General features: G+C 68.8%; 10 protein-coding genes. 2 read left to right on the top strand and 8 right to left on the bottom strand.

What is annotated here, in order from left to right; genetic code table 11:
- Window positions 1-41: 41 nt before the first annotated feature.
- From pulA to ACIRP7_RS32590, 8 genes are all read right to left on the bottom strand, one after another.
- Window positions 42-5,447 (bottom strand): pullulanase-type alpha-1,6-glucosidase, encoded by a 5,406-nt coding sequence (pulA, locus tag ACIRP7_RS32625; protein ID WP_403666561.1) that lies wholly within the window; start codon window positions 5,445-5,447, stop codon window positions 42-44.
- 106 nt (window positions 5,448-5,553) lie between these two features.
- Window positions 5,554-6,954, bottom strand: a complete 1,401-nt coding sequence (locus ACIRP7_RS32620) for a glycoside hydrolase family 30 beta sandwich domain-containing protein (RefSeq protein ID WP_403666559.1) — start codon at window positions 6,952-6,954, stop codon at window positions 5,554-5,556.
- A gap of 100 nt (window positions 6,955-7,054) precedes the next feature.
- The gene (locus tag ACIRP7_RS32615) at window positions 7,055-8,434 is read right to left on the bottom strand and encodes an alpha-amylase family protein (protein ID WP_403666556.1); all 1,380 of its coding nucleotides are present in this window, start codon (window positions 8,432-8,434) and stop codon (window positions 7,055-7,057) included.
- Between the two features lie 132 nt (window positions 8,435-8,566).
- Window positions 8,567-9,133 carry a dihydrofolate reductase family protein gene (locus ACIRP7_RS32610; RefSeq protein WP_403666554.1) on the bottom strand — a complete coding sequence of 189 codons (567 nt, stop codon included), beginning with the start codon at window positions 9,131-9,133 and terminating at the stop codon, window positions 8,567-8,569.
- A gap of 130 nt (window positions 9,134-9,263) precedes the next feature.
- Window positions 9,264-10,979, bottom strand: coding sequence for a glycoside hydrolase family 13 protein (locus ACIRP7_RS32605; protein WP_403666551.1), 1,716 nt, complete (start codon window positions 10,977-10,979; stop codon window positions 9,264-9,266).
- 207 nt (window positions 10,980-11,186) lie between these two features.
- Window positions 11,187-12,095 carry a sugar ABC transporter permease gene (locus tag ACIRP7_RS32600; protein ID WP_403666548.1) on the bottom strand — a complete coding sequence of 303 codons (909 nt, stop codon included), beginning with the start codon at window positions 12,093-12,095 and terminating at the stop codon, window positions 11,187-11,189.
- A gap of 13 nt (window positions 12,096-12,108) precedes the next feature.
- A complete protein-coding gene (locus ACIRP7_RS32595) occupies window positions 12,109-13,113 on the bottom strand; it encodes a carbohydrate ABC transporter permease (protein ID WP_403666545.1) in 1,005 nt (334 codons plus the stop codon).
- Between the two features lie 133 nt (window positions 13,114-13,246).
- Window positions 13,247-14,515, bottom strand: coding sequence for an extracellular solute-binding protein (locus ACIRP7_RS32590; RefSeq protein WP_403666542.1), 1,269 nt, complete (start codon window positions 14,513-14,515; stop codon window positions 13,247-13,249).
- 361 nt (window positions 14,516-14,876) lie between these two features.
- Here ACIRP7_RS32590 and ACIRP7_RS32585 point away from each other — a divergent pair, with 361 nt between their 5' ends.
- Together ACIRP7_RS32585 and ACIRP7_RS32580 are read left to right on the top strand one after the other, a co-directional pair.
- Window positions 14,877-15,911, top strand: a complete 1,035-nt coding sequence (locus ACIRP7_RS32585; RefSeq protein ID WP_403666540.1) for a LacI family DNA-binding transcriptional regulator — start codon at window positions 14,877-14,879, stop codon at window positions 15,909-15,911.
- A 131-nt stretch (window positions 15,912-16,042) separates the two neighbouring features.
- Window positions 16,043-16,966, top strand: coding sequence for a phosphatase PAP2 family protein (locus ACIRP7_RS32580; protein WP_403666537.1), 924 nt, complete (start codon window positions 16,043-16,045; stop codon window positions 16,964-16,966).
- The last annotated feature ends 138 nt before the right edge of the window (window positions 16,967-17,104 follow it).

Genomic DNA, 17,104 nt, shown 5'->3' with positions numbered 1-17,104 from the left:
ACCGGGGTTCGGGGCCTGCTCCACCAAGGTAATGCGTTCAGCTAGGGATGGCGGAGGAAAACGGTCACGGTTCTCGCCGGAACGGCGAACGTACCGGATTCCTTCTCGTAGGACGCCTCCTTGACGGTAGAGTCCGCCCCCGCCACCTGCACGGGGTGCAGCCGGTAAGTGCTTCCGGCAAGGGTGCCGACCCGCTGGCTCTGGGCCTTCGGCGTCGCGTTGAAGACGACGACCAGGTCACCGAGTTCCATCGTGATCACCCCGGGCGTCTCCTGAGTGCCGGACAGCGGGAAGGACAGCCGCGACTGCACCTGGTCCGCCGTGCCGAGCGAGAACGCCTGCTCCGTCGTACGGATCCGCAGCAGGTCCCGGTACGCGGCCGACGCCCCCTCGATCTGCGCGCAACCGACCTTCACCGAGCCCAACAACGGCTTGGCGTAAGGCCACTTGGAGGCGTTGTCGGCCGCCATGGGCAGTCCGCGGCCGAAGCCGTTGCCGTCCCGGCAGTCCCAGTGGATCGCGTTGAACCAGTCGCCGCTGTCGAAGGAGTTGCGGTCCAGGGACTTGGAGCGCAGCAGGTCGGTGCCCGCCTGGGAGAGCGCCGGGCCCTGGGAGAGGGCGGCCGTGGCCAGGGCGAGGACCTGCATCCGGGCCCGCTCGGAGGCGCTGGTGCCCACGGGCAGTTTGTACGTCAGCGCGTCGAACAGTGACTCGTTGTCGTGCGCGTCGGCGTAGGCGAGGGCGTCACCGGGCGCGTCCGCGTATCCGGCGGGCTGCCCGTTGTAGTCGACCTGGGCGCCGGTGACCTCCTTGCCGTCGCTGTCGGTGAAGCGGTACGTCGCGAGGTTGCCGGACAGGCCCACCTTGATGAGGTCCTGGTAGTGGAGCAGGCGGGCCTTCTGCTGCGTCGGCGTCCCGTTCGCCGTCGACCCGTTGGGGTCGGTGTACAGCCCGGACGCGAAGCCCTGGACGCCGGGGTCCTCGTCGAAGGGTCCGCCGCCGCGTACGGCGTCACGGGCGCGGTCGGAGAAGGTCGCGATCCCGGTGCCGGCCATGTTCTTCTGCGTGGCCTGCACGAAGCGGGCGTCGTCGGCGACCTCGCCGAAGTTCCAGCCCTCGCCGTAGAGGATGATCTTCTTGCCGTCGACGCCGTCCTTCTTGAGGGTCAGCGCGTCGAGGGCCTTGCGCACGGCCAGGATGTTGGCCTTGGGGTGGTGGCCCATGAGGTCGAAGCGGAACCCGTCGACCTTGTACTCCCTGGCCCAGGTGACGATCGAGTCGACGACCAGCTTGCCCATCATGGCGTTCTCGGTGGCCGTGTTGGCGCAGCAGGTGCTGTTGGCCACCGAACCGTCGGCGAGGAGCCGCTGGTAGTAGCCGGGCACGATCCGGTCGAGGACGCTCGTGGCGGCCTGTCCGCTCGCCGCGGTGTGGTTGTAGACGACGTCCATGACGACCCTCAGGCCGTCGTCGTTGAGGGACTTGACCATCTTCCGGAACTCGGCCGTGCGGCGGGTGCCGTCGGGGTCGGTCGCGTACGAGCCCTCGGGGACCGTGTAGTGGTACGGGTCGTAGCCCCAGTTGTAGGCGTCCTTCGCGGCGGCCTTCGCCACGCACTCCTGCTGCCGGTCGGAGTCGGCCGGGTAGGAGGCGAGGTCGCAGTCGGGGGTCGCCCGGTCGGACGTCTTCTCGGGGATGGTCGCGATGTCGAAGGCGGGCAGGAGGTGGACGTACGAGGTGCCCGATTTCGCCAGCCGACGCAGGTGCTCGGAGCCGTCGCTGTTCCTGTCGGCGAAGGCGAGGTAGGTGCCCCGGTCCTCGGCCGGCACGGTCTTGTCCGCCACCGAGAAGTCCCGGATGTGCAGCTCCTGGATCTCGGCGTCCCTGAGGGGCACCGCCTTCGGCTTGGTGTACGTCGACCAGCCGGGCGGGGCGAGGGACCTGTCGTCCAGGTCGACGACGAGGCTGCGCTCGGAGTCGGTGGTGAGGGCGACCGAGTAGGGGTCGGTGACCTTGTTGGTGACGACCTTGCGGACACCGGGCGCCCAGACCTTCACGACGTACCGGTAGGGCTTGCCCTTCCAGGACGCGGGGCCGGTGACGGACCAGACGCCGGTGGTGGCGTCGCGTCGCATGGCGACAGTGGAGCCGTCCAGTTCGAGCTGCACCGACTGTGCGGTCGGCGCCCAGACGGCTAGCCTCGGGCGTCCCTTGCTGAACGTCGGCCCGAGGTCGGCCTTCGTCGCCTTCGGGTACAGGTCATCGAGCACGCCCGCGATCTGCACGCCGGTCGCCGTCAACACGGCCCCGTTGGCGGCTCGCTGGGAGGCGACGAGCTGTCCGCCGAGGGCTTCCTGCACGCGGTCCCGGTCACGCGGGTCGACCGACCAGGCCGTGTAGTCCTTCAGATGCGGGAACCTCGCCTTCTGCGCATCGGTGAGAGTGGTCCTGGTCAGTCGCAGCCACCGCTCGTCGTCGCTGGTCAGGGCTCCCCCGTCGACGGTGATCGAGCCGTCGTGGGAGTACAGGAGCTGGGTGGAGGCGGCGGCCTCGGAGCCGTTCCAGGCGAGGGTGTTCCGGTCGATCCAGACCGCCTTGGAGGTGGTCAGGTCGAGCGCGGCGGCCGACCCGGCGGGCTGCGGGAGCAGGTACTTCTCCTGGCCGTTCAGCAGCCACACCTCGTGGCCGTTCGCCGTGAGGTCGAGGGACTGGTCGGTGGGCAGGTCCTTCTCGTCGCCCTTGTGGATGATGTAACTCAGGCTCGTGGCACCGTCGTTGAGCGGCACCTCGTAGACCGCGCCGAAGGCGTCGGTCCGCACCGGCTCCAGCGGCTTCGACCAGTCGGTGGGATGCGCGGCGCCGGTCCAGACGTGCAGACCCCAGCCGTCGTAGTTCCCGTCCGCGCGGTGGTAGTGGACGACCGCCTTGGTCCTGTCCTGCGCCGGGTAGTCGGGCCGCTGTGTCTGTACGGCGTCCTTGCCCTGCTCGATCCAGATCTCACCGGTCCTGGTGACGTCGATCGTGCGGTCGGTGGAGACGTCCTTGTTCCCGTCCTTGTCGATGACGAGAAAGCCCACGTTCGAGGCGCCGGGCTTCAGCTTGACGTAGGCGAAGGCGCCGTAGGCGTCCCGGCCGGCGAAGTGGTGGCTGTCGGGCCAGGTGGTGGACTCGCCGTCGGCGAGGTCGCCCCAGGCGTACAGACCCCAGTCGGCGTAGTCGCCGTCGGCGCGCTTGTAGTGGACGACCGCGTAGTCGCGGGAGGAGGCGGTGGGGGTCTCGGCTGCGGGCGGAGTGCCGGTGACGGACTCCGCCGTCGCCGAAGCGGTGCGTCCCCTCGCGTCGACGACAACGGCCTTGTACCGCAGGGCTGTTCCGGCCGGTACGTCCTTGCCGACGACCTGCGTGACCTTGTACGGCGCGTGGTCGGCGGAGCCGAGGGTCCGCCACTTGCCGCCGCCCACCTGTGCGGCGAAGACGACCCGGTTGAGCCGTCCGCCGGCCACGTCGGCGGTGAGCTCCACGGTGCCGGTGGCTCCGGTGGCGGGGGCTTTGAGGGTGATCGTCGGCTTGGTGGCGGGCGGGGCCGGCGCGGCGGAAGCCTTGAGGACGATCGCGGAGCCGGCGGGGACGGTGAGGGTGACCTTCTTGTCCGCGTCGGAGGTGACGCCGGCGGCACCGCCGTAGATTCCCTTGAACGCCATGTTCGCCGAACCGGTCGCGAAGGTCGCCGACTTGGCCTCGCTCGCGTTGTTGAAGGCGACGACGTACTCGGTGCCGGTCTTGGCGTCGGTGCGGGAGAAGGCGTAGACCCCGGCTCCGTCGGCCGCGTACCGCTCCTCCTGGACACCGTCCGCGAGCGCCGGTTCGGCCTTGCGGAGCTTGGCGAGTCGGGCGATCTGCCGGTAGAGCGGCGCGCTCGTGTCGTACGCGTCGCTCGCGTGGGTGCGGTCGGTGCCGATCTCGTCGTCGTCCAGGTAGTCGGCCGTCCTGGACGCGAACATCGTCTGGCGGGCGTCCTTGTCGCCGCCGGCGCCGGTGAAGCCCTGCTCGTCGCCGTAGTAGACGACCGGGTTGCCGCGGCTGAGGAACATCAGCTCGTTGGCGAGCCGGTCCTTGGCGAGGAGTTCGGCGTCGGTGGCCTTCGGGTTGTCCTGGTTCAGGAAGTACCCGAAGCGGCCCATGTCGTGGTTGCCGAGGAAGGTGACCTGCTCGTAGGCGTTGGCCTTGTCGGTCGTGTACTTGTAGTCGTCGCCGAAGACGGATCCGAGCTTTTGCGCGCTGCCGCCCTGGGAGGCGTACTGGCGGGCGGCCTCCTGGAAGGGGAAGTCGAGGGTGGCGTCGAGGCGGCCCTGGGTGACGTACGGCGAGGTGATCGACGTGTCGGCGGAGTAGACCTCGCCGAACATGAAGAAGTCCTTGCGGCCCTGCTCGGCCGCGTAGGCGTCGAGGGCGGTGGCCCACTGGGTCCAGAACTCCATGTTCACGTGCTTCACGGTGTCGATCCGGAAGCCGTCGATGTCGAAGTCCCTGACCCAGCGCCGGTAGATCCTCTCCATGCCGGAGACGACCTCGGGACGCTCGGTCCACAGGTCGTCGAGGCCGGAAAAGTCGCCGTAGGTCGTGGACTCACCGGCGTAGGTCGAGTCGCCGCGGTTGTGGTACATCGTCGGGTCGTTGAGCCAGGAGGGCACCTTGGCGCGCCTGCTGGTGACCGTGGGTGTGCGCGGGAAGGAATCGGCGTCGACGGCGGGGAACCTCTTGCCGCCGGACGCGTAGTCCGCGTCGTCGAAGGGCTCCCCGTCCTTCGTCAGATAGGGGAAGGCGCCCTTGGAGAGGTAGTCGTAGGACTTCTGCTCGTAGTCGACGACGTCGGCCGTGTGGTTGGTGATGACGTCGAAGAAGACCTTCATGCCCTTGGCGTGGGCCTTGGAGATGAGGGTCTGAAGGTCCTTGTTGGTGCCGAAGTGCGGGTCGACCTGGGTGAAGTCGGTGATCCAGTAACCGTGGTAACCGGCGGAGGCATCGGCTTCCGTGCCCTGGACGGGCCGGTTCTTGAAGATCGGGGCCATCCAGATGGAAGTGGTGCCCAGCCCCTTGATGTAGTCGAGCTTCCGGGTCAGGCCCTTGAGGTCGCCGCCTTGGTAGAAGCCCTTGTCGGTGGGGTCGTAGCCGGTGCTCAGGCGTGAACCGGTGAGCCCGCCCCGGTCGTTGGAGGTGTCGCCGTTGGCGAAACGGTCCGGCAGGACGAAGTAGAACTGCTCGCGGGTGTCGTCGTGCCGGGCCGGCTGCGCGGCGAGCTTCGCGTCGGAGGGCGGGGGCGGCGGGATGTCCGCCCGGGCGGACAGCGGCTGGACGAGCGCTGCGGCCAGCGCGGTCACGGTGACCGCGGCGACCCGTCGGGCATGCGGGGTGCGGCGCCTGGACGGCACCGGCCATCTCGGTATCACAGACGTGAACTCCTTGCGATGTACGGCTCTGCGGGTCCGACCCCGCGTGACCGTATCGCCGCCGTAAGGATTACAGCAAGAGTCCTGAAACAGATGGAAAGAACTTTCAGCGCCGGAGGGTGTAGGTGACGAGCGAGCGGGCCGGGACGATGGCCGTGAGCGAGCCTCCGGTGATGGGGACCGACGCCTGGCGGGAGGTGCTGTTCGAGCCGTTGGTGAGGTACGGCGTCGCACTCCCGCTGGTGATTCCGGTGTTCCTGAGGCTGAAGCGGACCTGGTTGGCTTCGGTGGCCGTGTTCAGCGCCACGACGGTGACCGTGCCGTCCGTGTTGCGGAACGCCGAGAGCTTCAAGGCACTGTCGGCTGTCGTGGCACCGAGGCGGGTGGCGCCGGGGCGGATGAAACGGCTGTAGTTGGCCATCGCCCACAGCCGCTTGGAGACGTGGTAGCTGTCGCCGTCCAGCTGGACCAGACCCCGGGTCGCGCCCAGGGAGGCGCCGTACCAGTAGACGTACCCGCTGACGTTCCCCTTGGTGAGGGCGTCGTGGATCGTGGAGGCGACCGTGAAGCCGTCGTAGCCGCTGCCGTCGTCCCAGTTCTCGTTCCAGGTGGTGCCGTTGGGTGACCACTCCGACATCCAGGCGCGCCTGGAGGTGGGCAGCGGGCTGTCGACCGCGCTGGCGTAGTTGTGGCCGGTGTGGGTGGTCACATAGCCGCGGGCGGTCGCGTCGGCCTCGATCGCGCTCGTGTAGGCCTTCTGCTGGGTCCAGCCGAAGGAGTCGCAGCAAGCGACCTTGTATCCGGCCGCCTTCGCGATCGGACCGAAGAACTTCACGTACTCGGTCGCCTGGGCGGCAGTGAGCCGCATCGAGTCGTACGTCGCCGTCCAGTCGGGTTCGTTGGTGAAGCCGATGTCGGTGATGCCGATGCCCTCCCGGCCGTAGAACTTCGCCCATTGCACAAGGAAGTCGGCGTACGCCTTGCGCCAGTCCCCGCTCGCGCAGGTGGCTCCGCTCAGCCCGCACAGCGTGCCGCCGTCGGCGTCCGTCCCGTTGGTCTTCATGTAGCCGGGCGCGGTCCAGGCGTCGGCGTAGAAGCGGTTCACGCCGTACGCCTTGGCCTCCTTGGCGAGCCACACCTGGCCCTTGTCGTAGCCGTCCCAGGTGTACCGGGGGGTGGCGTCCGGGCCGCCGGGGTCGGTGGGCTGGATGCCGGAGTCGATGCCGAGGCGCAGGATGCTGAGGCCGGCGCCGGTGGTGCGGCTCAGCAGCAGATCCAGTAACTCCCGCTGGTGCTGGGCCGACAGGCCCTGGGAGCCGTTCATGACGGCGGCCCGTCCGAAGTGCTCGGAGAAGCCGAAGCCGTCGATGGGCTGGTAGGTGGTGGAGCCGTTGACGGTGGCGGTGGTGGCGGTGACCTTGTGGGGCAGGCCGGCGGCCGTGACGCCGGCGACGGCGAGCAGGGCCGCCGCCGCGGTCAGGGCCCACGTGCTGAGTCCGCGCTGCATGACGCACTCCTTCGGGAAAGGGGTGGGAGCGCTCCCATAGACAGCAGGGAACGTAGGACGACACTCCTTGAGCGTCAATCCCACGTTCCCCATGAGTGGCTCAGCAGGTGGACTTGCCCGTGTAGATCGCCAGTGCCGTGTTGGCGCCGAGGGTGGCGGTGAACTGGCCGTTGGAGCCGACCGTCACGCTCGTGTTGTTCTGCACGTCGCAGTACGTCCCGGCGGGCAGCGAGGTCTGGTAGGTCCGGCTCAGACTGCCCGACTCGTGGTTGACGGCGACGTACCCCTTGGCACCGCGCCCGAAGGCGATCCAGTCGCCGCCGTTGTCCCACCAGTTGGTGACCGGCTCACCGCGGGTCGCGTTGCGGAAGGCGACCATGCGCAGGATCTCCGGCCAGGCGTGCTGGCACTTCCAGCCGTCCTGCCAACAGGCGCTCACTGAGCCGTTGTTGGGCGGCCCGGCGTCCGTGTCGGACCACTCGTAGCCGGAGTTGATGTCCGGGGCGCCGTACGGGTAGGCGAGCATGAAGACGTTGGCGAGGGTGTAGTTCGCGCCGTCCTTGTAGTTGAGCGTGGAGCCGTTGCGCTCGGTGTCGTGGTTGTCGACGAAGACACCGGCCACCGAGTTGTTCAGGTAGCCCCAGCCCTCGCCGTAGTTCCTCAGATAGGCGAGGTTCTCGTTGTTGAAGACCCGCTTGAGGTCGTAGGCGTAGCGGAACTCCTGGACGTCCCCGTTGCCGGTGTACTCGGTGGGCTGGACGGCCTCTCCGCTGCCGTAGATGACCTCCTGCTTCCAGTACACCGACGGGTTGCTGAGCCGGGACTTGATGTTGGCGAGGTCGGTGGCCGGGATGTGCTTGGCCGCGTCGATGCGGAAGCCGTCGACGCCGTAGCCGAGCAGGGAGTTCATATAGCCGGCGATGGCGGCGCGGACGTACTCCTCGCCGGTGTCCAGGTCGGCGAGGCCGACGAGTTCGCAGTTCTGGACGTTGGCGCGGCTCGTGTAGTCGGTGATGGTCGACGTGCAGTCGTCCATGTCGTAGGAGGAGTACAGGCCCGGGTAGGTGTACTTCGTGTACGACGAGCCGCCGGTACCGGTGCCGCTGCCCGCGGACATGTGGTTGACGACGGTGTCGACGACGACCTTCACTCCGGCCGCGTGGCAGGTGTTCACCATGTTCTTGAAGGCGGTGGCGTCACCGAGGCGCCCCGCGATCCGGTAGCTGACCGGCTGGTAGGAGGTCCACCACTGCGAGCCCTGGATGTGCTCGGCGGGCGGGGAGACCTGGACGTAGCCGTATCCGGCGGGGCCGAGGGTGTTGGTGCACTCCTTGGCGACGGAGGCGAAGTTCCATTCGAAGAGGACCGCGGTGACGTCCTTGCCGCCCGGCGGGGAGGCCTGGGCGGCGGTGGGGGTGAGGACGGCGACGGTGGCGGCGAGAATGGCGGCGCTCGCGGTGGTGGACCATCTCGATATCACGTGGGGGATCTCCTTGCCCGACGGCCAGGCGTCTTTGCCTGGCGCCGGCGAGAACGTACCGCTGTTGAAATGTTTACAGCAATGGTCGTGAAAGCAGCGGGAAGAACTTTCACACGCTGCCGTGAGAGCCGCTCAGCGCTGGCTGGTCGGCCTGTCCGGAAGGTCCGCGCGGCTCCCGGTGCAGGAGTACACGATCTCCACCGACCCGCCGGGCAGCGCCCGCTGGCTGAGGAAGGTCAGGCCGGCCTCGGGGCTGAGGGCGGGGGTCAGCCGCATGCCGCCGCCGAACAGCATCGGCACAACGACCAGTTCGAGGCGGTCGAGCGCCCCGAGGGCGTGGAAGGTGCCGATCGTGCGGGGGCCGCCGATGAGGTGGACGTCGCCTCCCTGGTTGGCCGCGCGGACCTTCTCCAGGAGGCGGACCGGGTCGCTGTCGGTGGTGACGTGGTCCGGGGTGCCCTCGGGGCGGTGCGAGCCGAGGACGAACACGTCCAGGTCCGGCCAGGGCCAGCGGCTGTTGGTGAGCGCCGGCTCGAAGGTCGTACGGCCCATGAGCGCGGCCTCGCAGCCGACCAGGAACTCCCGGATGCCGTGGCTCTCGCCGGAGACGAAGGCGGGGTCGGCGGTCTGCGCGGGCCAGCCGTTCGGGGTGGTCACGTAGCCGTCGGCACTCATACCCAGGCGGGCGCGGATCTGCATGGTCTCTCCTCGGACGCGGGGCGCTGTTCGCCCTCTCACCCAAGCGTCGAACGCGCCTCCCGCCGATCGACACGCCGGGCAAAAAAATCACCGGGCCCCCGTGCGGGCCCGGTGATTCCCGCCGTTGTGCTCAGGCCGTCGTCCACCACACGGTCGTGTCGGCCGGCACCTTCGCGTCCCCGTCGACCTCGGCGACCTCCCCGCTGGCGAGCAGCAGACGGCCGTACGCCGGAGTCGTCACCGACTCACGACCGGTGTTGGCGACACAGACGAACTCGCCGCGGCGGAAGGCGAGGACGCCCTCGGGTGCCCGGAGCCACTCGACCGCGTCCCCGGCGCCGAGACCGGGCTGGGCGCGGCGGACGGCGAGGGCCGTGCGGTACAGCTCCAGGGTGGAGTCGGGGTCGCCGGTCTGCGCCTCGACGCTCAGCTCCGCCCACTCCGGCGGCTGGGGCAGCCAGCTGCCGCCCGCGCCGAAGCCGTACGACGATCCCTCGCGCGTCCACGGGATCGGCACCCGGCAGCCGTCGCGGAAGCCGTCCTGGCCGGCGCCGCGGAAGTACGCCGGGTCCTGACGGTCCTCGTCGGCGAGGTCGACGACATCCGGCAGGCCGAGCTCCTCGCCCTGGTAGATGTACGCCGATCCCGGCAGCGCCAGCATGAGCAGCGTGGCGGCGCGGGCGCGGCGCAGGCCCAGCTCCCTGTCCCCCGCGGTGCGGATCTGGGTGCCGAGGCCGGGCGGGTTGGCGAAGCGGGTGGCGTGCCGGGTGACGTCGTGGTTGGAGAGCACCCAGGTGGCCGGGGCGCCGACCGGGCGCATCGCCTCCAGCGTGCGATCGATGACCTCGCGCAGCTCCTCGGCGTCCCAAGCTGTGCTCAGGTACTGGAAGTTGAAGGCCTGGTGCAGCTCGTCGGGCCGCACGTAGTTGGCGGTGCGCTCGATGGTCGGGGTCCAGGCCTCGGCGACGAAAATGCGCCCGCCCGTCTCCCACCCCCGCCCTTCTGCGGAAGGCCCTTCGGGCCCCTTCTTGTTTCCGGAATACTCGTCGAGGATCAGCCGCCACTGGCGGTAGATCTCGTGGACGCCGTCCTGGTCGAAGAACGGCATGACATCGGTGCCCAGAAGCTTCACCTGGTCGTGGGATCCCAGGTCGGGAAGCCCCTCCGCCTTCACCAGGCCGTGTGCCACGTCGATACGGAAGCCGTCCACGCCCATGTCCAGCCAGAAGCGCAGGATCGAGCGGAACTCGTCGCCGACGGCCGGGTGGTCCCAGTTGAAGTCGGGCTGCTCGGGCGCGAAGAGGTGGAGGTACCACTCGCCGTCCGCGACGCGCGTCCAGGCGGGGCCGCCGAAGATGGACTCCCAGTCGTTGGGCGGCAGTTCGCCGTTCGCGCCCTTGCCGGGCCGGAAGTGGTAGCGGTCCCGCAGCGGCGATCCCGGGCCCTCGGCAACCGCCCGCTTGAACCACTCGTGCTGGTCGGAGGAGTGGTTGGGCACCAGGTCGACGATGGTCCTGAGCCCCAGCGCACGGGCGTCACGGATCAGCGCGTCGGCGTCCAGGAGGTTGCCGAACATGGGGTCCACGGCCCGGTAGTCGGCGACGTCGTAGCCGGCGTCGGCCTGCGGGGAGGCGTAGAAGGGGCTGAGCCACACGGCGTCCACACCGAGGTCGCGCAGATACGGCAGTCGGGTGCGGATGCCTTCCAGGTCGCCCATGCCGTCACCGTTGCTGTCGGCGAAGCTGCGCGGATAGACCTGGTAGATCACCGCGTCCCGCCACCAGTCGCTGCGCTGGGCTTTGGCGGGGGTCGATGCCGGGGCGGTGGCGTAGTGCTGCTGGCTCATGGCGTCCTTGAAACGTAAGGGGGTCATGGGGTCGTCAAGTGGCGAGGCGGCCGCAGTGACAGCGGGGTCGGATGGACACTGCGGCCGCCTCGGGTACGGGGGTGTGGGGGCTTGCCCCCACAGGGGCGCGGGCCTGTATTGGATTTGCGGCTACCGCCGCGTGGGCGCGACCAGCCACGGCGGCGCCGCAGCCGAACGACGGTCGAGCTATCCCTTCGTGCCGCCCGCGGTGAGGCCGGTCACCAGGTTCTTCTGCACCAGGTAGAAGAACACGGAGACCGGTATCGCGATCAGCACCGCCGTCGCGGCCATCAGGTTCCGCTGGGCGTCGTGCTCGCTCACGAAGCTCTGCAGTCCCACCGCGAAGGTGTACTTCGTGTCGGACAGCATGAACGTCGAGGCGAACGCGACCTCACCGAAGGCCGTGAGGAAGCTGTAGAACGCGGCGACCGCCAGCCCCGGCTTGGCGAGCGGCAGGATCAGCCGCGCGAACGTGCCGAAGGGGGTCAGCCCGTCGACGCGTCCGGCCTCGTCGATCTCGAACGGGATGGTGTCGAAATAGCCCTTCAGCAGCCAGGCGCAGTACGGCACCGCTGTCGAGCAGTACACGAGGACGAGTCCAAGGTAGCTGTCGATGAGCTGAAGGTCCGAGAGCATCTGGTACATCGGCACCATGAGTACGGCCACCGGGAACATCTGGGTGACCAGGAGCACCCACATGAACTTCCGGTAGCCCGGAAAGCGCATCCGGGACACCGCGTACCCGGTGGTCGCGGCGATCAGCACGCCGATCACCGTGGTGCCGAGCGAGACGATCAGCGAGCTCTTGAGCCAGCTGAAGAACTCGGTGTGCCGAAGGACGAACGAGTAGTTGTCGAACGTCATCTTCTTCCAGATGCCGCCCGGGTGGAGGTAGTCGTCCTTGTCCGGGCCGAGGGACAGGAACACCAGCCAGGCGATCGGGAACAGTGCGACGAGGCTCGCGACGACGAGGATGCCGTGCGAGACGAGGGAGCCGGCGAGGCTCTTCTCACCGCGGCGGCGGATCCGGCCGGGTGCCTGTGCGGGGCCGGCCTCGGACACCGCGGCGGAGATCTCGACTGTGGTCGTACTCATGGGAGCTCCTGCCTCAGATCGCGAGCTGCTGGTCATTGCGGTTCAGCCAGCGGCGGTAGAAGGAGGTGAAGACGATCAGGATGGCCAGCAGCAGGATGCCGTACGCGGCCGACTGCGCGAAGTCACGCGGCTGCTGTCCGAAGCCCAGGTAGTAGGCCCAGGTCACCAGGATCTGCGCGTCCGGCGCGGTGTTGCCGAACAGCAGGAAGATCACGGCGAACTGGTTGAACGTCCAGATGATGCCGAGCAGGACGACGGTGGAGCTCACCGAGCGCAGGCCCGGGAGGGTGACGTACCGGAACCGCTGCCAGGCGCTCGCGCCGTCCATCTCGGCGGCCTCGTACAGCGAGCCGTCGATGGACTGGAGTCCGCCGAGCAGCGAGACCATCATGAACGGCACTCCGCACCAGGTGTTGACCATGATCGCGGCGAACCGCTGCCAGAAGGTGTCCTCCAGCCAGGCCGGTGACGGCAGGTGGAGGGCGTCCAGGACGGAGTTGATGATGCCGCCGTCGGCGAGCATGAACCGCCAGCCGAAGACGGTGACGAAGGTCGGCACGGCCCAGGGCAGCACCAGGATCAGCCGGTACAGGGTGCGTCCCCGCAGCTGCTGGTTGAGCAGCAGGGCCAGGCCGAGCCCGATGCAGTAGTGCAGGGCCACGCACAGGGCCGTCCACACGATGGTCCAGATGAAGTGCGACCAGAAGCGGTCGTAGGCCGTGTCGCCCCACAGGATGTCGGCGTAGTTGTCCAGGCCGATGAACTTGTAGGTGGCGTCGATGTGGTTGACGCCGATCGTGCGGGCCGTGTTGAGGCTGTTGGCGTCGGTGAGCGTCAGGTAGACGCCGTAGACCAGGGGGTAGAGCACGAGGACACCGAGGACGACCGCCACCGGGGCGATCATCGCGTAGGCGTACCAGTGCTTCTGGTAGCTGTGCTTCAGGCGTTGGCCCCGCCCGGGCCGCGGCGCGCGGTCACCGCGGCGCTTGCCGGTCGCGCGGTCGATGGCGACTGTCATGTTCGACACCTTCTGAAAGTTCTGCGGCTCTGAGAAGTGGCTGGGCGACGCGGCCCGCCGGGCACGGCTGGGCGCAGGCCGGTGGCCGCCGGATCTCTCCCCCATGACCGGGAGATCCGGCGGCCACCCGGGCTCACTTGCTGAAGTCCGGCACCAGCTTGGCGATCGCGACCTCGGCGTTGCTCAGACCCTTGTCCAGGGACTCCTTGCCACCGGCGATCTTCAGCAGCTCGGTGTCCAGCGGGGTCAGCAGGGAGCTGTACTCCGGCAGTGCCACGCGCGGCTGGGCGGAGGCGAGGACCGTCTGGTAGCCGGCGATGCCCGGGTCGGCCTTGACCTCGGCGGTGTAGGCGTCGTCGCGGGTGGGCAGCGTGGAGTTCTTCAGCGCGATCTGCGTCTGCGACTTCGCGGAGGTCATGAAGCCCACGAACTTCTCGGCCGCCTTCTGGTGGGCGGAGTCCGAGCCGGCGTAGACCGACAGGTTGTGGCCGCCGGTCGGGGCGCCCGCCTTGCCGGTGGAGCCGGCCGGGACGGTGGCGATGCCGAGGTTGTTCTTGTCCTTGAAGGCCGACCCCTTGTAGAAGTTGGTGATCTCCCACGGGCCCTGGATGATCGCGGCGACCTTGCCGTTGACGAACGCGTCCTGGATGTGGGCGTAGGCGTCGGCGGTGGTGTCGGCCTTGTGCAGGCCCTTGCCGGAGAAGAGGCCCAGCCAGGTGCCGTAGCCCTTCTTGGCGGCGTCCGAGTTCACCGTGATCTTCTTGGCGGCGGCGTCGACGGTGTCGGTGCCCTCGCCGTAGAGGAAGGTCTGGGCGTAGTAGGCCGCGGTGGAGCCCCAGTAGCCGTCGACGCCGGTCTTCGACTTGATCGTGGCGGCGCCGGCCTTCAGGTCGTCCCAGGTCTTGGGGGCCTCGACGCCGGCCTTCTCGAAGAGCTGCTTGTTGTAGACCAGGGCGAGGGTGTCGGTGACGAAGGGGACGCCATAGGTCTTGCCGTCGTACTTCGCCTGCTCGATCAGGTTCGGCTTGAACTTCGCCTGGTCGGCGAGGGCCTCGGTGCCGTCGAGGGGCAGGAAGTAGCCCTTCTTGGCGAAGGCGGGGGTCCACCCGACGTCGGAGCGCAGCACGTCGGGGGCGCCGCTCGCGCCGGCCGCCGTGTCGAACTTGTTCTGCGCCTGGTCGAAGGGCACGTTGACGTACTTGACCTTGATGCCCTTGTTGGCGGCCTCGAAGTCCTTGATCAGGGCCTGGTACGTCGGCGCCTCATTGGTGGCGTTGGAGGTGTCCCACCAGGTGATGGTGACCGGACCGTCGGCCTTGTCGCCGCTGTCGCTTCCGCCGCACGCCGTCGCCGCGAGGGCGAAGGACGCCACCAGCGCTGTGGCCGCTATGCCACGCCGCATGAGTTCTCCTTGAGGGTGAAAGCCCGTGTGCTGCGAGGAGAGGCCCCGTCTGCCCTCCCCGTCCACCGACTGCGCCTTTGCGGCCGCCGGGCGAGTGGGAACGTAACAGCGATGCAAGGCTTGCGAAAGAGCTTGCAGCAAAAAAGTGCAAGAGGCTGCGGAAGTTACCCCGTCGTGACCCCTTGTCGACCGTCGCGAGACCCTTGTTTTACGGGGCTGAGCGGGACGATTACGGGGTGTGCAAGACTCTGCAAGCTCTTGCCATCCCCCTGTCTTGCGGGAATCATCCTCTTGCGGGACAAGGGGCGCCGATCAGAACAGAGGGACCGCGATGACGATACGGCCGGTACAGTCCGGTGCCGTGACCACACGGCTAGCCGACATCGCTGCTCAGGCCGGGGTGAGCGAGGCGACCGTCAGCCGCGTCCTCAACGGGAAGCCGGGCGTCGCCGCGACCACCCGCCAGACCGTGCTGGCCGCACTCGACGTGCTGGGCTACGAACGCCCGGTGCGACTGCGGCAGCGCAGCGAGGGCCTGGTGGGCCTGATCACCCCGGAGCTGGAGAACCCGATATTCCCGGCCCTGGCCCAGGTGATCGGCCAGGCACTGACCCGGCAGGGCTACACCCCCGTCCTCGCCACCCAGACCCCGGGCGGCTCCACGGAGGACGAGCTCACCGAGATGCTCGTCGACCGGGGCGTGGCGGGCATCATCTTCGTCTCCGGGCTGCACGCGGACACCTCCGCGGACATGCAGCGCTACGAGCAGCTGCGGGCGCAGGGCGTGCCGTTCGTGCTCGTGGACGGGTTCTCGCCGAAGGTGCAGGCGCCGTTCATCTCCCCAGACGACCGCGCGGCGATGGCACTGGCGGTGACGCACCTGGTGTCGCTGGGGCACACGCGAATCGGGCTGGCGCTCGGCCCCAAGCGCTTCGTGCCGGTCCAGCGCAAGATCGAGGGCTTCGTCCGCACCATGCAGGACCAGCTCGGCCTGCCCGCGGCGACCGTCGAGGCGGACCTCGTCCAGCACTCGCTGTACACCCTGGAGGGCGGCCAGGCGGCGGCGTCGGCGCTCATCGACCGTGACTGCACGGCGGTGGTGTGCGCGAGCGACATGATGGCGCTGGGCGCGATACGGGCGGCCCGGCAGCGCGGTCTGGAAGTGCCGCGGGACGTGTCGGTCGTGGGTTTCGACGACTCCCCGCTGATCGCCTTCACCGACCCGCCGCTGACGACGGTCCGCAAGCCGGTGCCGGCCATGGGACAGGCGGCGGTGCGGACCTTGCTGGAGGAGATCGGCGGAACGCCCGCGCCGCACAGCGAGTTCGTGTTCATGCCGGAGCTGGTGGTGCGGGGTTCGACGGCTTCGGCACCCGGGGATCGCACTCGTCCGTAGGGCGGAGACGCCGGGCTTTCACCCCTGCGCCGGTAGGAGAACGGGACACTCTCCCCGTCGTAGGACATGCGGCCCGAACTCGACCGCGGGATGATCGGTGGGACAAGCCGTCTCTGGCAGACTTTGTGTCTATGGGTGACTCGACCGTGAGCAGTCTGGAAGACCGCGGGAATGCGGCCGCTCCGGACTCCCTCACGGCCGCGGACCGGCCGGGTTCCCGGCCCGGTTCCCGGCCCGGTTTTCTGCGTCGGACGCGCACTCCGAGCCGACCGCGTCTGTGGTTCGAGATCCTGCTGATCGCGGTGAGTTACTGGACGTACTCACTGATCCGCAACGCGGTCCCGGAGCAGAAGGCGGAGGCGCTGCGCAACGCCGACTGGATCTGGCGGATGGAGCACCACCTGGGCATCGCGGTCGAGGAGTCCGTCAACCACGCGGTGAACTCGGTGACTTGGCTCGTCGTCGGGATGAACTACTACTACGCGACACTGCACTTCATCGTGACGCTCGGCGTCCTGGTCTGGCTCTTCCGTAGCCATCCCGGCCGTTACGCGGCGACCCGTCTGGTGCTCTTCGCGACCACGGGTGTGGCACTGGTCGGTTACTACCTGTATCCGCTCGCGCCCCCGCGGCTCATGAACGGCGGCGACTTCGTCGACACGGTCATGGTCCACCAGACCTGGGGCTCGATGGCCTCCGGCGACCTGAAGCACATGTCCAACCAGTACGCGGCGATGCCGTCCATGCACATCGGCTGGTCCCTGTGGTGCGGCCTGACGGTCTTCGCGCTGGCGTCGGTGCCCTGGGTGCGTGTCCTGGGCCTTGTTTACCCGACGGCGACTCTGCTGGTCATCGTCGCCACCGCCAACCACTTCTGGCTCGACGCGGTCGGCGGCATCCTGTGCCTGATGTTCGGCTTCGCGGTGGCGCGGCTGTGGTACGGGGCGCTGCCGTACGCGTTGCCGAAGGCCGTGCCGACTCGGCCGCGGGGCGCTGCGAGCCGGCCTGGGCGCCCTGGGCGGCCGCCGGCCGGGACGCCCCCTCACGCCCCGTAGAACAGCTCCTCCACCACGCCCCGGGCCCGCCGGGCCGTACATCGGCATCCTGTGCCTGATGTTCGGCTTCGCGGTGGCGCGGCTGTGGTACGGGGCGCTGCCGTACGCGTTGCCGAAGGCCGTGCCGACTCGGCCGCG

Origin of the sequence: Streptomyces sp. NPDC102270 (genome assembly GCF_044766405.1) — a bacterium.
Taxonomy (GTDB): Bacteria; Actinomycetota; Actinomycetes; order Streptomycetales; family Streptomycetaceae; genus Streptomyces.
This window is presented reverse-complemented; position numbering and strand designations above follow the sequence as displayed.